A 16,804-nucleotide genomic window follows, 5' to 3' on the forward strand; every position below is an offset into this window, starting at 1 on the left:
CGTAACGCGAGCGACATGTGAGGTGCGGCATCATGGAGTCGTGCAGTTGTTCGTGAGGGGATCCGAGAGTCCGCTCACCGGCGAACTCCGCGTGCCTGTGTCGAAGTACCACGCGCACCGCGCCCTCGTGCTCGCCTCGCTCGCGCCGGGGCGGAGCGTCATCACGGGTGTCTCCGACACGAGGCAGGTCACCTGGACCATCGGTGTGCTGCGCGCGCTCGGCACCCGCATCGACGTGACCGCTGAGGGCTACGTGGTGCACGGCGGGCCCTACGACACGAGCGCCGGCGTGATCGACCACGGGTCCAGCGCGGCCGACGGCGTGCTCAACGTGGGATCCTCGGGCACCACGCTCTACTTCATGACCGGTCTCGCGGCCCTCGCCGACAAGCCCATGACGCTCACGGGCATGAAGTACTTCCAGCGCCGCCCCATCAAGGCGCTGCTCGACTCGCTCGACGGCATCGGGATCCGCTACAGCGCCGAGCACGACCGGCCGCCCATCACCGTGCAGCCCGGTCGGCCCCGCGGGGGCCACGTCACGATCGCGGGCACGCTCTCGCAGTGGATCTCGGGGCTGCTGCTCGTGGCCCCGTTCGCCGAGACGGAGACGACGATCGAGGTGGTCGGCGAGCTCAACGAGCGCCCCTACGTGGAGCTGACCGTGCGCATGATGCAGCAGTTCGGGCTCGAGGTGGAGCACTCCGACGACTGGCGGCACTTCACCGTGCGGCCGGGGCAGACCGCGACCCCCGCGCACTACTCCATCCCGCCCGACATCGGATCGGCCGCGTTCGGGCTCGCCGCCGCCGCCCTGCACCCCTCGGATGTGCTGTTCCGCGGTCTCACGGCGAGGCGCGGGGTCGACACTGACCACCCCGAGGGCGACTTCCTCGACGTCGTGACGCGCATGGGGCTGCCGCTCGAGCGGGATGCGGAGACCGGTTTCGTGCGGGTGCGGCATGATGGCCTCGAGCTGCAGCCGATCGACCTCGACTTCCGGCAGATGCCCGACCTGCTGCCCGTGGTGGCGGCGCTCGCGAGCCTCGCGGGAGGCACCTCGAGGTTCCGCAACATCTCGCACGTGCGGCTCAAGGAGTCGGATCGGGTGAACGCGATGCTGCAGCTCAACAAGCTCGGCGGCGATCTCGTGGACTCCGGCGACGAGCTCACCATCCGCGGGGTGGATGCGCTGCAGGGGGCGCCGATGTCGTCGTTCAACGACCACCGCGTGCTCATGTCGCTCGCCGTGGCCGGCACCCGTGCGAGCGGGGAGTCGCGACTCACCTACCCGCGGGCCTACCGCATCTCGTACCCGGCGTTCCTCGACTCGATGACCGCCGTGGGGCTCGACCTCTCGATCACCTCCGCCCGCGCCGAGGCGGCCGCATCGTGACGCAGGATCAGGCGGCACCCGCGTCTCCCGAGGCCCCCGCGTCTCCCGGGCTGACCGCGCGAGTCGATGGGCTCGCCGAGGCCGCACCGTCGGCAGCGGCCGTGATCGAGGTGGGCGACCGCGCCCTCACCTGGAGCCGGGCCGAGCTGCGGCGGGCCGCCGACGGGGTCTCCGAGCTGCTGCTGCGGCTCGGGGTGCGGCCGGGTGAAGCCGTGGCGTTCCAGCTGCCGAACTGGGCGGAGTGTGTGGCGGTCACGCTCGGGGTGCTGCAGATCGGTGCCGTCGTAGCGCCCGTGATGCCGGTGTTCGGCGAGCGCGAGGTGGCGATGGTGCTCGCGCGCTCGAAGGCCAGGGTGCTCGTGGCGCCGCAGTCGTTCCGGGGCCGCCTGCACGCGCAGGAGGTGGCGGGTGTGGTCGTCGAGGCGGAACGGCAGGGCCGCGGTCTGCTCCTCGAGCACGTCGTGGTGATCGCGGATGTGGATGCCACAGGCGCCGCCCGCGCGGGCACGCAGGGCTCGCGCATCCGCCCCACGCCGCCGCCCACGCCCACCCGGGCGCTGGAGTGGCACGACTACGACGACGCCGTATCCGCCGTCGCATCCGCCGCGGCATCCGCCGCGGCATCCGCCTCCGCGCTGTGGGACGAGGACCGGTCCGGGCTCGTGGAGCTGCGGCCCGGAGGTGCGGACGTGGCGCAGCTGCTCTTCACCTCGGGCACCACGGGCGAGCCGAAGGGCGTGCAGCACCTGCACGGCACGCTCGACCTCGCCACGCGGCTCGAGGTCGAGCACCTGGGGCTCGACGAGCACGACCGCGTCTTCATCCCCTCGCCGCTCGCGCACCAGACGGGCTTCCTCTACGGGCTGCTGCTGAGCTGGCGGCTCGGCGTGGCCGCTGTGGTGCAGCCGGTGTGGGATGCGCGAGTGGCGCTCGAGCAGGCGTTCGAGCGCGCGGGATCCACGTTCGTGCAGGCCGCCACCCCTTTCCTCATGGACCTCGTCGACGCCGTGGAGGCGGGGGCCTCCGCGCCGCCCCGCCTGCGCATCTTCGTGGCGACGGGCACGGCCGTGCCCAGGAGCCTCGCCGAGCGCGCCACCCGCGTGCTCGACACCGCCGTGCTCGGTGCGTTCGGCACCACCGAGACCTGCCTCGGCACGCTCTCGGCACCCACCGACCCGCCGGACTCCGCGTGGGGCTCGGACGGCCGGCCGCTCGCCGGCATCCGCATCCGCATCGTCGACGACCACGGTGCCGAGCTGCCGCGAGGGCAGGAAGGCGACTACGAGCTGAAGAGCCCCACGACCTTCCTCGGCTACCTCGACCGGCCCGACCTCACGGCCGAGGTCTTCACCGCCGACGGGTGGTACCGCACGGGCGATCGGGCGATCCTCGACGCCGATGGCTTCCTGCACATCACCGGTCGGGTGAAGGATGTGATCAACCGAGGTGGTGAGAAGGTGCCGGTGGTCGAGATCGAGAACCTGCTGTTCGGTCATCCGGCGGTGAAGGAGGTGGCGATCGTGGCGATGCCCGACTCGCGCCTCGGCGAGCGCGCGTGCGCGTTCGTGGTGGGCACCGATCCGCTCGACTTCGCCGAGATGCAGAGCTTCCTCGCCGCGGCCGGTGTCTCGAAGTACTACTGGCCCGAGCGGCTCGAGATGATCGACGAGCTTCCACGGAACGCCGTGGGCAAGATCCAGAAGAACGTTCTGCGGGAACGGGCCGCACAGCTCGTGGCAGGCACAGGCACAAGCACAGGCATAGGCATAGGCACAGCAACGATGGAGAGCTCATGAGCAAGCACGACACCGTCATCGATGGCACCGCGTTCGACGAGACCGCCTTCGAGCAGCTGAAGGCCGAGCTCGACGCGTGGGTGCGCGGGACGGGCGAGGAGTGGTCGGAGCGCGTGGAGCAGGAGGGCGACGTGCCCGCCGAGCTCTACGCCGAGCTGCGCGACCGCGGCTGGCTGAGCCTCGCCGCCCCCGTGGAGCTCGGGGGTCGGGGCATCCCGTTCGCCCGCTACCTCGAGCTGCTCGAGGTGGTCTCGCGCTCGCACGGCTCGATCCGCATGCTCGTGCACGTCAACAACGGGCTCTGGCGCGCCATGGCGCCGTTCGTCGACGAGGCGCAGCGAGACACGCTCAAGCGCGTGGTGAGCGGCGAGCTGCTCGTGGCGTTCACGCTCACCGAGGCCACGGCGGGCACGGGTGCCGACATCCGCACCACCGTGCGCCGCGAGGGCGACGTGTACCTGCTGAACGGCGAGAAGCACCTCATCACGTTCGGCGTGAAATGCGACCACTGGCTGCTCTTCGCACGTCTCGAGGGCAGCACCGGCGCGGCGGGCACCGTGGCGTTGCTCGTGCCGAACTCGCAGCTGCCGGGCGCCGAGGTCATCGACGACTCCGACACCATGGGGGTGCGCGGCACCGACCACGCCATCCTGCGCTTCACCGACACCCCCGTGCCGGTCTCGGCGCGCATCGGGGCCGAGGGCGAGGGGCTCGCGGTGGCGCTCGGCGGCTTCCTGCTGCCGAGCCGCATCTCGGTGGCGATGAGCTGCGTGGGGCTCGCCGAGCGGGCCCAGGAGCTCGCGGCCTCGTACGCGCTGTCGCGCACGACCTTCGGCAAGACTCTCGCCGAGCGGCCCGTCATCCAGGCCTACCTGGCCGAGAACTACGCCGACATCGCCGCTGCCCGCGCACTCGTGCTCGAGGCCGCGCGCGCCTACGAGCGGTCGGCTCCGGATGCCGCTGCACTCTCGAGCGCCTCGAAGATCGTGGCGGTCGACATGCTGGGGCGGGTGACGGATCGGGCTCTGCAGATCCACGGCGGCCAGGGCTTCTGGCGACGCAGCACGATCGAGCGCGTGTACCGCGACGCGCGGGCGCAGCGCTTCGAGGAGGGCACGAACGAGATCCAGAAGACGGTGGTGGCCAGAGCCGTGCTCGCCGAGGCGCGCGCAGCCGCCGCTGCCGGCTCAGCCACCGAGGAGGCCGCACGATGACCGACGACACCACCACCGCATCCCCCTCCCCCGCCACCTCCGATGAGGCCGGGCCGCGGGTCGTCGTCATCACGGGGGCCTCGCGGGGCATCGGGCGACTGCTCGCCTCGAAGCTCGGCGCGCAGGGGGCCGCCGTGGTGATCAACTTCAAGGTCAACGGCGACCTCGCCGACGAGTCGCTCGCCGACGTGGTCGCAGCAGGCGGCTCGGGCATCACGGTGCAGGCCGACGTGGAGAACCCCGACGACATCGATCGCCTCTTCGACACCGTGGCCGAGCGCTACGGCCGCCTCGACGCCTTCGTGGCCAACGCGGCGGCCTCGGCGTTCAAGCCCGTGGCGCAGCTCAAGACCCACCACCTCGACCGCAGCTACGCCATGAACACCCGCTCCTTCGTGCTGGGCGCGGTGCGCGCGGCCGAGCTCATGGATCGGGGCGGCCGCATCCTCGCCATCACGAGCTACGGATCGCAGCGCGCCTTCGCCACCTACGCCGCGCTCGGTGCCGCGAAGGCCGCAAACGAGGCTTACGTCAAGTACATGGCGGCCGAGTACGGGCCGCGCGGCATCACCGTGAACGCCGTGAACGGCGGGCTCATCGACACGGATTCGCTCGACTTCTTCTACAACAAGGTGCCGGGCATGGCGCCGATCGAGTCGGTGCTGTCGAAGATCCCGCTGCAGCGGCCGGGCACCGCCGACGACATGGCGGATGCGGCCGACTTCCTGCTCTCGCAGAAGGCCGGCTACATCACGGGCCAGGTGCTCACGGTCGACGGCGGACTCACGGTGGTGGCCCCGCCGTTCTGGTCGGACACCACCGGTGATCTCCGCGCGGCGGTGCTCCCTCCGACCCCCTGATCCGCGGCCCGGCTGAACGGTGCGGGCGCACCCGCGGCGAGTAGCGTGAGGGCATGCTCAACCTGCTGCATCTCGACTCCTCCGCCGCCTCCCCCGAGCGCTCACGCTCCCGCGCCATCGGGCGGAGCTTCAGCGAGGCCTGGCTGCACGCGGCACCGGGCAACTCGGTGACGCACCGCGATCTGCACCGCGACCCCCTGCCGCACCTCGCCGACGACGCGCTGCACTGGCCGCCGCGCCTGCGCCACGCCGACGCCGCACCGCCCGCCGAGGCCGAGGCGCTGCAGGCCTCGCTCCTCGCCGAGCTGCTCGCGGCCGACGTGCTGCTCGTGGGTGCGCCGCTCTACAACTACTCGCTGCCCTCGACGCTCAAGGCGTGGATCGACAACATCCACGTGCCGGGCGTCACCGCGCCGTTCGACGGCGACACGCAGCCGCTCGCCGGTCGGCCCGCGGTGATCGTGGCGAGCCGCGGCGCCTCCTACGACCCCGGATCGCCCACCGACGGCTGGGACCACGCGGTGCCCGCCCTCCGGCTCGTGCTCGGCACGGCGCTCGGCATGGAGGTGACGGTGATCGAGACCAACCTCACCCTCGCGGAGGACGTGCCGGCCCTCGCCCCGCAGCTCATCCGCTCCAGGGCCGAGCTCGCGGCCGCCCACGTGGCCGCCACCGACCTCGGCGCCCGCCTCGGAGCCCCCCGCCCCGCCTGACCCGCCCCCTGCCACCGCTGTGTGCGGTATCGAACGCGGACAACGACGAACGTCGCGCCGACCGACGCCCCTGAGGGCGAGGTCGACGCGACGTTCGCGTTTCTCCGCTCGGTGCGGCGGCTACTCGCCGCGCTGCAGGGAGATGAGGCCCGTCGGGAAGCGGTCGCGCGCCGAGACGTAGACCGTGCCGAGCTCCGTGTCGACCGAGACGCCGTACACCTTGTTGCCGTAGGCGGTGCCCGGGTAGTTCGCGATCTCGGTGAGGTCGGCCGCCTTCAGCACCCGCACCCCGCTCGCCTCGAAGGTGTCGCGCGAGTGGCCCACGTACAGGCGCCCCGCCACCTGGTCGACCGCGATCGACCGGTAGTCCGGCGCCGCGACCACGAGCGAGTCGAGCAGCTCGAAGGTGGTGGAGTCGTAGACCCGCACTCCCTCCGTGCCCGATCCGTTGTCGTTCGACGTGTAGATGCGCCCGGCCACGGAGTCGACCGCGATGCCGTGCGTCGTCCACGCCGCACCCGGGGTGTCGACCGTCTGCACGGCTGCGCCCGTCTCTGCGTCCATCACCTGGAACCCGGTCTGACGGGTGGCGCCGAACACGCGCCCCGTCGTGAGGTCCACGTCCATGCCGCGCACGTTCGCCGCGAAGGTGAACGGCCCGCGGGCCATCGATCCGTCGGCGAGATTCAGCACGGCCCAGGCGTTTCCGAAGGCCACGTAGAGCTCGTTCTTCGCGGTGTCGATCGCGACGTCACGCACGCCCTCACCCTCGGCCCCGGGGATGGCGTGGGTCGCCACCACCGTGTCGGTGGCCGGGTCGATCTCGAGGACCCTGGCGGGCCGCTGCTCGTTGCCCACGAACAGGTGACCGGTCTCGGAGTCGACGACCGAGCCCACGGGCTTGGTGTCGTCATCCGGTGCGCTCTCCGCCGACGGGATCGCCGTCATGGGAGTGGGCGTGTACTCGAGGCCGACCGGCGGCTCCGGGTCGGTGGGATCGGTCGGATCCGTGGGATCGGTCGGATCGGTCGGGTCGGTCGGATCGGTCGGGTCCGTCGGATCGGTCGGATCCTCCACGCCCCTCCGCTGCGAGATCGTCACTGCCACCGACGTCAGCTCCGACCCGGGCGGGTTGAGGCGATAGTCGCGGTTCGAGACGAACACGCGCTGGCGCTCCTCATCCACCGAGATGCCGTAGCCGTCCTTGCCGTACTTCGGGTCGGCGTAGTCGGCCAGCAGTTCGCCGGTCTTCGAGTCGTGCACGGTGAAACCACCCGATCCCACGGCCGTGCCGGTGTACCCGACGTAGAGCAGCCCGTTGGTGGAGTCGGCATCGAGCTGACGGGGGTTGGCCCGGCTCGTCGACTCCCACAGCGAGGTGTACCCGTTGTCGATGTCGAACGTCTCGATGTTCTTGGCATCGGGCACATCGCTGAAGTACACCGTCGAGACGAGACCGTTCTCCGGATCGGCAGACACGTAGTACGCGTCGGCCGTTCCGTCGATCACGCCGATGGACTCACCCGTCTCGGCATCCAGTACCTCGACTCCCCGTGAGGGGACGGCACCGAACACGAGACCGCGCTCGGGGTCGACGTCGATCGAGCGGTTCGACTCGAGGAACGAGAACGGACCGCGCACGATCTGGCCGAACGTCGCATCCGCGATGGAGACCACGAGCCAGTTGCGGTTCTGCTGCCCGACGTAGAGCAGCTCCTTCTCGTCGTCGATGCCCAGGTCGCGGATGTTCTCCGGCAGCGTGATGGTGCGCAGGACCTGGTCGGTGTCCGGGTCCATCTCGAAGATGTTCCGGCCGTTCTGGTCACCCAGGTACAGCACGTCCTTCGACTGCGAGAACGCGGAACCGGCGGGCAGGGTCGCCGCGGGCTTCGCCACGGAGGAGAGCGCGCCCACGGAGTCGTACTCGAGCGTCTCGGGCAGCACGCGCTCGGAGACGGTCACGGCGACCGCCTCGAGCTCGGAGCCGGGCGGGTTGAGGCGGAAGTCGCGGTTCGAGACGAACACACGCTGGTGCTCCTCATCCACCGAGATGCCGTAGCCGTCCTTGCCGTACTTCGGGTCGGCGAAGTCACCGAGCAGCTTTCCGGTCGCGAGATCGTGCACCGAGAATCCGCCGGAGCCGATCGCCGTGCCCGTGTACCCCACGTAGACGAGGCCGTTCGTGGAGTCGATGTCGAGCTGACGAGCGCCCACGCGCCCCTTGGTCTCCCAGAGCTGCTCGAAACCGGCCTCCACATCGAACGTGGCGACCTGCACCACATCGGGGACGTCCTCGAAATAGGCCGTGGAGACGTACCCCTTCACCGGGTCGGCAGCCACGTAGTAGGCACCGGCCGTTCCGTCGATCACGCCGATGGACTCACCCGTCTCGGCATCCAGAACCTCGATACCCCGCGACGGCATCGCGCCGTACACGTAGCCGCGCACGGGGTCGACGTCGATCGAGCGGTTCGACTCGAGGAACGAGAACGGACCGCGCACGATCTGGCCGAATGTCGCATCCGCGATGGAGACCACGAGCCAGTTGCGGTTCTGCTGACCGACGTAGAGCAGCTCCTTCTCGTCGTCGATGCCCAGGTCACGGATGTTCTCCGGCAGCGTGATCGTGCGGAGGATCTCATCCGTCTCCGGGTTCATCTCGAAGATGTTGCGGCCGTTCTGGTCACCCAGGTACAGCACGTCCTTCGATTCGGAGTAAGCGGATCCGGCGGGGAGCGTGGCGTTCGACTTGTTCACGGAGTCGAGCGACGAGACGACCTCGTAGTCGACCGAGCCGACCGGGGTCTCCGGATCGGTGGGGTCGGTCGGATCCGTCGGGTCCGGGTTCGGCGTGCAGCCGAGGCACGGTCCACCGGGGTCGGAGGGGTCGATCTCCTGAGGTGCGGTGTCATCCGTGACGGCCTTGCCCGCCTCGTTCTTCACGATCGTGAGACCGTCGAAGTACTGACCGTCGGCCGTGCGCGATTCGTAGCGCATGGTGTCGCCCGAGACGTCGATGAGCTGGTAGAGCTCCACGCCGCCCTGCAGCTTCTTGAGGTGCGCGTCGTTCTCGGTCCAGAGGCGGGGGCCGGCACCGTCGTACATCTTCGAGCCCACGACCGACACGGCGTAGACCGGTCCGTCGTAGTTGAGCTCGGAGTTCCAGGTGGTGGGGTTGCCCTCCTCGGCGTCGTTCGTGTTGCCGCGACCGTAGTTGTGGTCGTGGCCCTGCAGCACGAGGTCGACGTTGTGCGACTCGAACAGCGGCAGCCACGCCTCACGGATGGCCCGGTTGTTGCGACCCTCGTCGAGCGAGAACACGGGGTGGTGGAAGTACACCACGGTCCACTTGTTCGGGTTCGACTCGAGGGTGTTCTCGAGCCACTCGGTCTGCACCGCGAGCGAGGCGGCATCCGTGATGTTGCTGTTCAGCGAGATGAACCGCACGCCCTGGTAGTCGCTGTAGTAGACCGTGCCGTCGAGCAGCGCCTCGATCTCGTCGGATCCGCTCGGCCCGTTCTCGGGGTAGGCGAACTGGGCCGACCACTGCTTCGAGAGCTCCTCGCCCTCGTACTCGTGGTTGCCGGCGGCCGCGAGGAAGTTCTGCGTGCCGAACTGGTAGCCGGCGGCGTCGAAGACCTCGCCCCACTGGGCGTCGTCGTTCGCGTCGTCGATGAGGTCGCCCGCCTGGAGCACAAGGCTCGCGTCGGGCCGGTCGCGGAACGCGTTGCGGATGACGCGGCTGGCATCGCTCAGGATGCCGTTCTGCACGTCGCCGAGGTAGATGAACGAGAAGTCCTCCGCCGTGGAGGCGGCGGTGGTGAAGTGCTGCCACTCGCTGAAGTTCGTGCCGTCGCCCACGCGGTACTGGTACTGCGTGGAGGGCGTGAGGCCCGTGAACTCCACGGTGTGGAACTCCTCGTCCCAGCCGCCGGCCGCCACCGTGGTGGTGGAGGTGGCGTTGATCTTCTGGATGCCCGTGGGGTACGGCGTGGCCGTGGCCACGCGCAGCTCCGCCTTGGGCGTGTTGACCGTGGTGGCGGTGCGCCACGTGACGGCCTGGCTGGTCGCCAGGTCGCCGGAGGGCGTGAGCACGATGCGGTCGGGCACCACGGAGGGTCCGTGCTGCTCGAGAGGCGTGGCGACCGCGGCCTGGGCCGAGGAGCTCGCCCCCAGCACGGGAGTGAACATCGCTGCCGCGACGGCAGCGGCGGCGAGGCCCGCGAGCAGCCGCACGGGGCGGGCTCTGGTGGGCGTTGTGGTCATGGACCGACGGCCTTTCTGAGTGTTTCGGGAAGTGGTGTGTCCGGATGCGGGGGTCGCGTTCACGCGGTGCCTCCCGTGGGGCGGCGGCGGATGTAGAGCACGGCGAGGGCGAGCACGCCCGCGAGCAGCAGTCCTCCGGCCACGGCGATGGCCGTGCCGGTGCCTGCGGCTCCCGTGTTCGCGAGATCCTTCACGCCGGTGCTGGCGGAGCCCGCCTTGAGCACGGTGAGGTCGGCCTTCACCACAGCCCCGGACTCCAGGCCGCGCACCTCGACGTGGTGCGACCCGGGGGTCACTCCCGCCGGGATGCGCGCGGTGAAGAAGTAGGCGCCGTTCGCGTCGGCCTTCGGGTAGCCGAGCTCGATGGGATCGGAGTGCAGCGTGACCTCGAGGTCCTCGTTCGGCCAGAAGCCGGCACCCTTCATGTCGATGCTGCCGCCGGCCGCTACGCCCGTGGCGGAGAGCTCGATGGTGGGCTTGGCCTCAGGCTTCGGCGCCACCGGGTTCTCGGTGGGCTGGGGGCTGGGGGCCGAGGTGGGGGTGGGGGTGGGGGTCGCCGTGGCCGTGGGCTCGACTGTGGGGCCCGGGGTGGGCTCCGTGGTGGGGCCGGGGGTCGGCTCCAACGTGGGGCCGGGGGTCGGCTCGGGCGTGGGGCCCGGGGTGGGCTCCGCGGTCGGCGTGGGCTCCGGAGTCGGCGTGGCGGTCGGCGTGGGCGTGGGCTCCGGAGTCGCGGTGGGCTCGGGGGTCGGCGTCGGCTCGGGCGTCACGGTGGGCTCGGGGGTCGGCGTCGGCTCCGGGGTCGCGGTCGGCGTCGGCTCGGGAGTCGGCGTCGCGGTCGGCGTCGGCGTGGGAGTCGGGGTCGGCGTCGGCTCGGGAGTCGGCGTCGGCTCCGGCGTGGGCTCGGCACCCGGCACCACCGGCGTCGGACGCTCGGGAGCCGAGATGTCGGAGCGCGTCGATCCCGGGCCCGATGCCCAGGCCACGGTCTCGTCGGTCACGAGCTTGGATCCGTCGTCCGCCTTGGTGATGGTGAACGCGTCGAAGAGCTCACCGGTCACGGTGTGGCTCTCCACGTGCATCTGCCCGTCGATCACGTCGACCGTCTGGTACATCTGCGTGTCGCGGTTCATGCTGCGGAGGTTGGCGCCGTTCGTGATCCAGTTGTTCGACTCGAGCGGATCCGGCACGTACATCTTCGGGCCCGCGATCGTGACCATGTAGACCGGTCCGGTCTGGCTGGTCTCCGGGTCGGCACCCGCGGGCAGGTTCTCCTCGTTGGCGAAGAGGTTGCCGCGCCCGTAGGCGTGGTCGTGGCCCTGCAGCACGAGGTCGACGTTGTGCTTCTCGAACACGGGCAGCCAGGCATTCCGGATCGACTTGTTGTCGCGACCCGAGGTCACCGAGAAGACGGGCTGGTGGAACGCCACCACGGCCCACTCGCCCGGGTTCTGCTCGAGCACGGAGTCGAGCCAGGCGGTCTGTGCGGCGAGCTCCTCGGTGCCGATCACCGAGGCGTTGAGCGTGATGAAGCGCACACCCTGGATGTCGGTGTAGTAGACGTTCTCGGAGAAGGCCTGCTGCAGCGCGGGCGTCGTGGCCGGTCCGTTCTTCGGGTACTCGAACTGCGCGCCCCAGTAGCGGGTGAGCTCGGGGCCCGGGTAGTACTCGTGGTTGCCGGGGGCGGCGATCACGTTCTGGTAGGCGTTCGTGAAGCCGGCGGCGCCGAACCACTCGCCCCACTCCGCGTCGGCGACATCCGTGTCGATGAGGTCGCCGAGGTGCACGACGGCCTTGGAGTAGGGGCGCGCCTCGTAGGCGGCGCGGAAGGCGCGCGAGGCGTAGGACTTGACGTCGTTCTGCGCGTCGCCCTGCACGATGAACGAGAACGGCTCGGCGGTGGAGGCGGCGGTCTCGAACTCGAGCCACTCGCTCCAGGTCTCGCCGTCGCCCACGCGGTAGAGGTAGGCGGTGCTCTCGGCGAGGCCGGTCATGGTGGCCGTGTGGTACTTGATGCTGTAGCCGAGATCGGTGGCGAACTCCGTGGTGCTCGCGGCATCGATCGTGGTGGGGTTCTGCACCGGACCCTTGGCCATGGGGGCGAGCTGCACCTTGGGGGCGGTCACGTCCATGCTCGTGCGCCACGAGACGTTCTGGCTCACGTAGGGGGTCTCGGTGGGGGTGAGGATGACGCGGTCGGGTACCGCGGAGGCGACGTGCACGAGCGCGGGGCTCACAGGAGGCGGGTTGAGGCCGCCGGCGGCGTAGGCGAGGCCTCCGCCGAGGGTGGCGAGGGCCACGGCGGCGGCGACTCCGCCGGCCACCAGGGCTGTGCGGGGGCGGATGCGCGTGAGGGCACGCGTGAGCTGATCGCTCTTCATTCGGGGTGCTGTCCTTCGATGGATGGGTAGGCGGGTACGACGGCGATCACGCTAGTGAAGCGGTGGCACGCTCCCGGGCCGGCCGCTTGAGATTTCACGCCGCGTTCACGGCCACGGCGTGTCGAAACCGGCCAGGGCAGGTTTCTTCGCCCAGCGTTCACCCAGCAAACGTGACGCTGCTCTGGCACACGGAGCCTCCGATGCGATAGGGGCCCGCTCCTGCCCTCGGTGGCGCAGCCCGCGCTCGACCCGCGAGGATGAACGCATGACTCCTGCCGACGCTGCCGCCACCCCCGCTCACGCTGCGACACCCGCCCTGCGGGTGCCCGAGAGCGCGGCGGCCAGGGGGGCCGTGGAGGTCGCTCGGGAGTTCCACACGACCGCGCTCGTGGAGCACTGCATCCGCTCGTACCTGTTCGCCGCCGAGCTCGGGCGCACCACGGGTCTGGCCTTCGACGACGAGCTGCTCTTCGTCGCGGCGATGCTGCACGACCTGGGACTCGCCGACGCCTTCGACCACGCCGAGACCTCGTTCGAGCTCTCGGGAGGCGACGTGGCACGGGTGTTCGCCGCCGGTGCGGGCTGGCCGCCGCCGCGTCGCCGCCGCACGGCCGAGATCATCGACCGCCACATGGCCGACTCGGTCGACCCAGCGGTCGATCCGGAGGGCTACCTGCTGTGCGAGTCCACCGGCCTCGACATCTCGGGCCGCGGCGCCGAGCGCTGGTCCCCCGCGTTCCTCGACGCCGTGCTCGCGGCGCACCCTCGAGGCGCTCTTGCCGAGGACTTCCTGGCCTGCTTCGAATCCCAGGCGGCCAGAAAGCCCCACTCGGCCCCCGCGGCCGCCCTGGCTTCGGGCCTCGCGATCCGCCTGCGCGCCAACCCCCTCGGAAGTTGAGAGGTCGCCGATCCGTCCGTAACTTTACCGTACGTACGGTATGGTTACGGTCATGAGAAGCAACTCACGCACCGAGATCCTCGAAGCCGCCCTGCGCGTGGTCGACGCCGGGGGCGGGGCCGACATCACCTACCAGTCGGTGGCCGCGGAGGCCGGGCTCACCAAAGCCGGCCTCATGTACCACTTCCCCTCGAAGGACGCGATGATGGTCGCCGTCATCGAGCACGTGATCGACCGCTGGCAGACCGAACTGCAGGCCGAGCTGCCTGTGCCGCTCGAGCAGTCGACCCTGGCGGAGCGGGTGCGCGCCTTCGTGACGTTCGCGAGCGACGGAGGGGTGAGCCCCGGCGAGTTCGTGGTGTTCTCCGAGGCCGTGCGCCGGCCGGAGCTCGCGGCTCCGTGGCTCGCCTACCTGCAGCGCTGGTTCGGTTTCGGCGCCGCCACCGAGGGGAACGCCTCCACACTCATGCTCGCGTGGTTGGCCACGAACGGTCTGTGGATCGCGGAGTCGACCGGCATCCTCGAGCTGTCGTCCGCGCAGCGCGAGGCCCTGGTGGGGCGCATCGTGGGTCTGCTCGACGAACCCGCGGCCCGCTGAACCCACGGCGCCCGACCCGACCCCACCCGATTCGACCCGACCCGACCCGACCCGACAAGGAGACCCCATGTTCACCATCGTTCCCGCTTCCTCCGCCGCCATCCCCGAGGCCTCCGAGGCGCTGGCCTCGGCCTTCGAGCACGACACCGTGATGGGCACCCTCACCCGCGGATCCGACGCGAGGGGGCGCCTGGCCCGGCTCTTCGGAGCGCTCACCCGATCCGGAGCGCTCAAGGGCGGCCGCCTGGATCTCGCACGACGCGACGACGACGGCCTCATCCTGGGCGCAGCCATCTGGGAGCAGCCGGGCCACCACACCTCCCTGGCGGCTCAGGCGCGCGAGCTGCCCGCGTTCCTGCGGGCGCTCGGGGTGGGTGGGCTGCTCGCGGCGATGAAGGTGCAATCGGCCCTCGCGCTCCACCGGCCGGCCGAACCGCACTGGTACCTGGCGCAGATCGGGGTGACCGCCGAAGCGCGCGGCCTCGGGGTCGGATCGGCGCTCCTCCGCCGGCGCCTCGACGCGATCGACCTGGCCGCCGAGGCCGCCTACCTCGAATCCTCGAACGAGCGCAACCGCGCGCTCTACCGCCGCCACGGATTCACCTCGATCGGCACGATCGCCGGCATCCCGAACGCCCGCCCGGCCGCCATGTGGCGCCCGCCGACCTTCCTCCGCCCCACCGCGCAGCCGCTCCCGGCCACCTGAGCCGCGGCGGGGTCAGCGGGCGAAGAGACGGGCGGCGAGGCGGCGGAGCCAGGAGCGGCGCGGGGCACCCCACCCGTAGCGAGACGTGAGCGCCGCAGACACGGCCGCGAAGGGCCGAGCCCCCACAGCCACACCCGCCCGGCGCACCCCCGCCTGGTGCACCCGCAGCACCCGGCCGAGCAGCACCCAGCTGGGGCGGCCCTCCGCATCCCACGCGCCGCTGCCGATGCCCACGAAGTCGCCGCGGTCGTGCGGTTTCGAGGTGAGGGGCAGCCCGAGCAGGGTGCCACCGGCTTCGCGCGCCACGACGAGCACAGGGCGATCCTTGCCGCGGCCGTCGTTCTCCTCGTAGGGCACCCAGGTCCAGACGATCTCGCCCGGATCGGCCTGGCGGTCGTTCCGTGGCCGGTAGGAGAGGTCGACAGCACCCACCCGCCGCGGGTCGACCTCGGCGGTGGCGGTGCGCCCCGACCGCCCCGGGCTCTCGGAGGGACTCGGGCTGCCGTGGCGATCGCGCATGCGGCCGACCATAACAGCCGAGCGGATCGTTGACCGACATGAACGATCCGAGAAATGCCGGGTCGGGATGCGCGACCGGTGCGCCCACCCGGGTTTGAATGTGCTGTGCTGTCCCGACCCCTCGCCGCCCTTCTCACGGTCGCCCTCGCCGCCGCTGTCATCGTGGGTGCCCCCGCCGCCCCTGCCCTCGCCGCCGACTACCCCAGCTGGGACGACGTGGTCGCCGCCCGCGCGAGCGAGAGCGCCAAGCAGTCCGAGATCACCGAGATCACCCAGATCATCGCCGACCTCGAGACCCGCGCCGAGGCCGCCCGAGAACTCCTGCGGCAGCGCACCGACGAGAGCGCCGCCGCCGACAGCGCCCTCGCCGCCGGCCAGGCCAAGGCCGACTCCCTCGCCGCGAGCTCCGCCGCGGCGGCCACCCGCGCCGCCGACTCCAAGCGCCGCGCCGCCGTGCTCGCCGCCCAGTTCGTGCGCACCGGCGGCCGCGACCTCACCACCCAGCTGCTCACCTCCACGGGCGGGCAAGCGGATGACCTTCTCGGCCAGCTCAGCTCGGCCGGCCAGCTCACCCAGGCGGTCAACGGCGTCTACGCCCAGGCGGAGCAGGACAGCAACACCTCCGCCGCCCTCAGCGAGCAAGCCGCGGTGGCCACCGACCGGCTCACCACCCTCGCCGCCGCCGCACAGGCCGCCCTCGAGGAGGCTGCCGCAGCCCAGCAGGCCATGGTGGCCGCCCTGCAGGAGCAGACCGCGCACGAGGCCGAGCTGCAGGCGCAGCTCGCGAGCCTCACGAGCACCGTCGCCACCACCGAGCAGCAGTACCAGGAGGGCGTGGCCGCCGCCGCTGCAGCCGCTGCCGCAGCCGCGGCGGCCGCCGCAGCCTCCGCGCACCAGGGCGGCGCCGTGGTGGGCCCCGTCTCCGCCGACGCCCAGGCCCTCGCCGAGGAGCTCATGGGCTACGTGGCCAGCGGCCAGTTCCACGGATCCAGCCCCGACCACATCTTCGAGATCGCCTGGATCGCCCAGGGCCAGGAGGTGGAGAACTGCGGCATCGACGTCGTCATCCTGCAGGCCATGGTGGCCGCCGTGCGCGCGTTCGGCAGCGCCGGCGTGAGCGACATCAGCCGCCGCTGCACCGGCCAGATCGAGGGCGCGGGCACCGCGAGCGCGCACTACCGCCAGGGCGGCGGCCACGCCGTGGACTTCACCTCGGTGGGCGGCGTGCCCACCACGGGCGCCAACGACGCCTCGCTCGCCCTCATCGCCGTGCTCGACCCGATGATGCCGAACGGATCGCGGGTCGGCCAGTCCCAGTGCCGGTACGCGGCCGGCAACGAGCCCGAGTTCATCAACTTCGTCGACTTCTCCGACACCTGCAACCACCTGCACATCGACGACTTCTGACCCGAGACGCCACCCTCGTCGACCGTCACGGGGTTTCCCGTGACCTGCGCACG

Annotated in this window: 12 protein-coding genes; 9 read left to right on the forward strand and 3 right to left on the reverse strand. The window is 71.1% G+C overall.

From position 1 onward, the window contains the following. Positions 1–40: 40 nt before the first annotated feature. From aroA to ACEXQC_RS06120, 5 genes are read left to right on the forward strand one after another with little or no spacing between them, the layout of a single operon-like run. Entirely contained in the window at positions 41–1,396 is a 1,356-nt protein-coding gene (gene aroA, locus ACEXQC_RS06100) for a 3-phosphoshikimate 1-carboxyvinyltransferase (protein WP_374819522.1), read from the forward strand. After that, positions 1,393–3,192 (forward strand): AMP-binding protein, encoded by a 1,800-nt coding sequence (locus tag ACEXQC_RS06105; protein ID WP_374819524.1) that lies wholly within the window; start codon positions 1,393–1,395, stop codon positions 3,190–3,192. Before aroA ends, ACEXQC_RS06105 begins: the two co-directional genes overlap by 4 nt. Further along, the gene (locus ACEXQC_RS06110) at positions 3,189–4,406 is read left to right on the forward strand and encodes an acyl-CoA dehydrogenase family protein (protein WP_374819525.1); all 1,218 of its coding nucleotides are present in this window, start codon (positions 3,189–3,191) and stop codon (positions 4,404–4,406) included. Before ACEXQC_RS06105 ends, ACEXQC_RS06110 begins: the two co-directional genes overlap by 4 nt. Then, entirely contained in the window at positions 4,403–5,266 is an 864-nt protein-coding gene (locus ACEXQC_RS06115; protein ID WP_374819527.1) for an SDR family oxidoreductase, read from the forward strand. The genes ACEXQC_RS06110 and ACEXQC_RS06115 overlap by 4 nt, the downstream gene beginning before the upstream one ends. Positions 5,267–5,319: 53 nt before the next feature. Further along, positions 5,320–5,979 (forward strand): FMN-dependent NADH-azoreductase, encoded by a 660-nt coding sequence (locus tag ACEXQC_RS06120; RefSeq protein ID WP_374819529.1) that lies wholly within the window; start codon positions 5,320–5,322, stop codon positions 5,977–5,979. Between the two features lie 120 nt (positions 5,980–6,099). Here ACEXQC_RS06120 and ACEXQC_RS06125 read toward each other — a convergent pair whose 3' ends face one another. After that, positions 6,100–10,245: a metallophosphoesterase gene (locus ACEXQC_RS06125; protein ID WP_374819531.1), complete on the reverse strand. Its 4,146-nt coding sequence runs from the start codon at positions 10,243–10,245 to the stop codon at positions 6,100–6,102. 59 nt (positions 10,246–10,304) lie between these two features. After that, positions 10,305–12,623 (reverse strand): purple acid phosphatase family protein, encoded by a 2,319-nt coding sequence (locus ACEXQC_RS06130; RefSeq protein ID WP_374819533.1) that lies wholly within the window; start codon positions 12,621–12,623, stop codon positions 10,305–10,307. Positions 12,624–12,888: 265 nt separating this feature from the next. Between ACEXQC_RS06130 and ACEXQC_RS06135 the strand changes: the two genes are divergently transcribed. The 3 genes from ACEXQC_RS06135 (at position 12,889) to ACEXQC_RS06145 (ending at position 14,825) form a co-directional block, all read left to right on the forward strand. Next, on the forward strand, positions 12,889–13,521 hold the full coding sequence (locus ACEXQC_RS06135; protein ID WP_374819535.1) for an HD domain-containing protein: 633 nt from the start codon (positions 12,889–12,891) through the stop codon (positions 13,519–13,521). A gap of 52 nt (positions 13,522–13,573) precedes the next feature. Beyond that, the gene (locus ACEXQC_RS06140; protein ID WP_374819537.1) at positions 13,574–14,119 is read left to right on the forward strand and encodes a TetR/AcrR family transcriptional regulator; all 546 of its coding nucleotides are present in this window, start codon (positions 13,574–13,576) and stop codon (positions 14,117–14,119) included. Between the two features lie 67 nt (positions 14,120–14,186). After that, positions 14,187–14,825, forward strand: coding sequence for a GNAT family N-acetyltransferase (locus ACEXQC_RS06145; RefSeq protein ID WP_374819539.1), 639 nt, complete (start codon positions 14,187–14,189; stop codon positions 14,823–14,825). A 12-nt stretch (positions 14,826–14,837) separates the two neighbouring features. Here ACEXQC_RS06145 and ACEXQC_RS06150 read toward each other — a convergent pair whose 3' ends face one another. After that, a complete protein-coding gene (locus ACEXQC_RS06150) occupies positions 14,838–15,344 on the reverse strand; it encodes a type II toxin-antitoxin system PemK/MazF family toxin (RefSeq protein WP_374819541.1) in 507 nt (168 codons plus the stop codon). A 105-nt stretch (positions 15,345–15,449) separates the two neighbouring features. Here ACEXQC_RS06150 and ACEXQC_RS06155 point away from each other — a divergent pair, with 105 nt between their 5' ends. Further along, entirely contained in the window at positions 15,450–16,751 is a 1,302-nt protein-coding gene (locus tag ACEXQC_RS06155) for a hypothetical protein (RefSeq protein WP_374819543.1), read from the forward strand. The last annotated feature ends 53 nt before the right edge of the window (positions 16,752–16,804 follow it).

This window comes from Herbiconiux liukaitaii, assembly GCF_041927495.1.
Lineage (GTDB): Bacteria > Actinomycetota > Actinomycetes > Actinomycetales > Microbacteriaceae > Herbiconiux > Herbiconiux liukaitaii.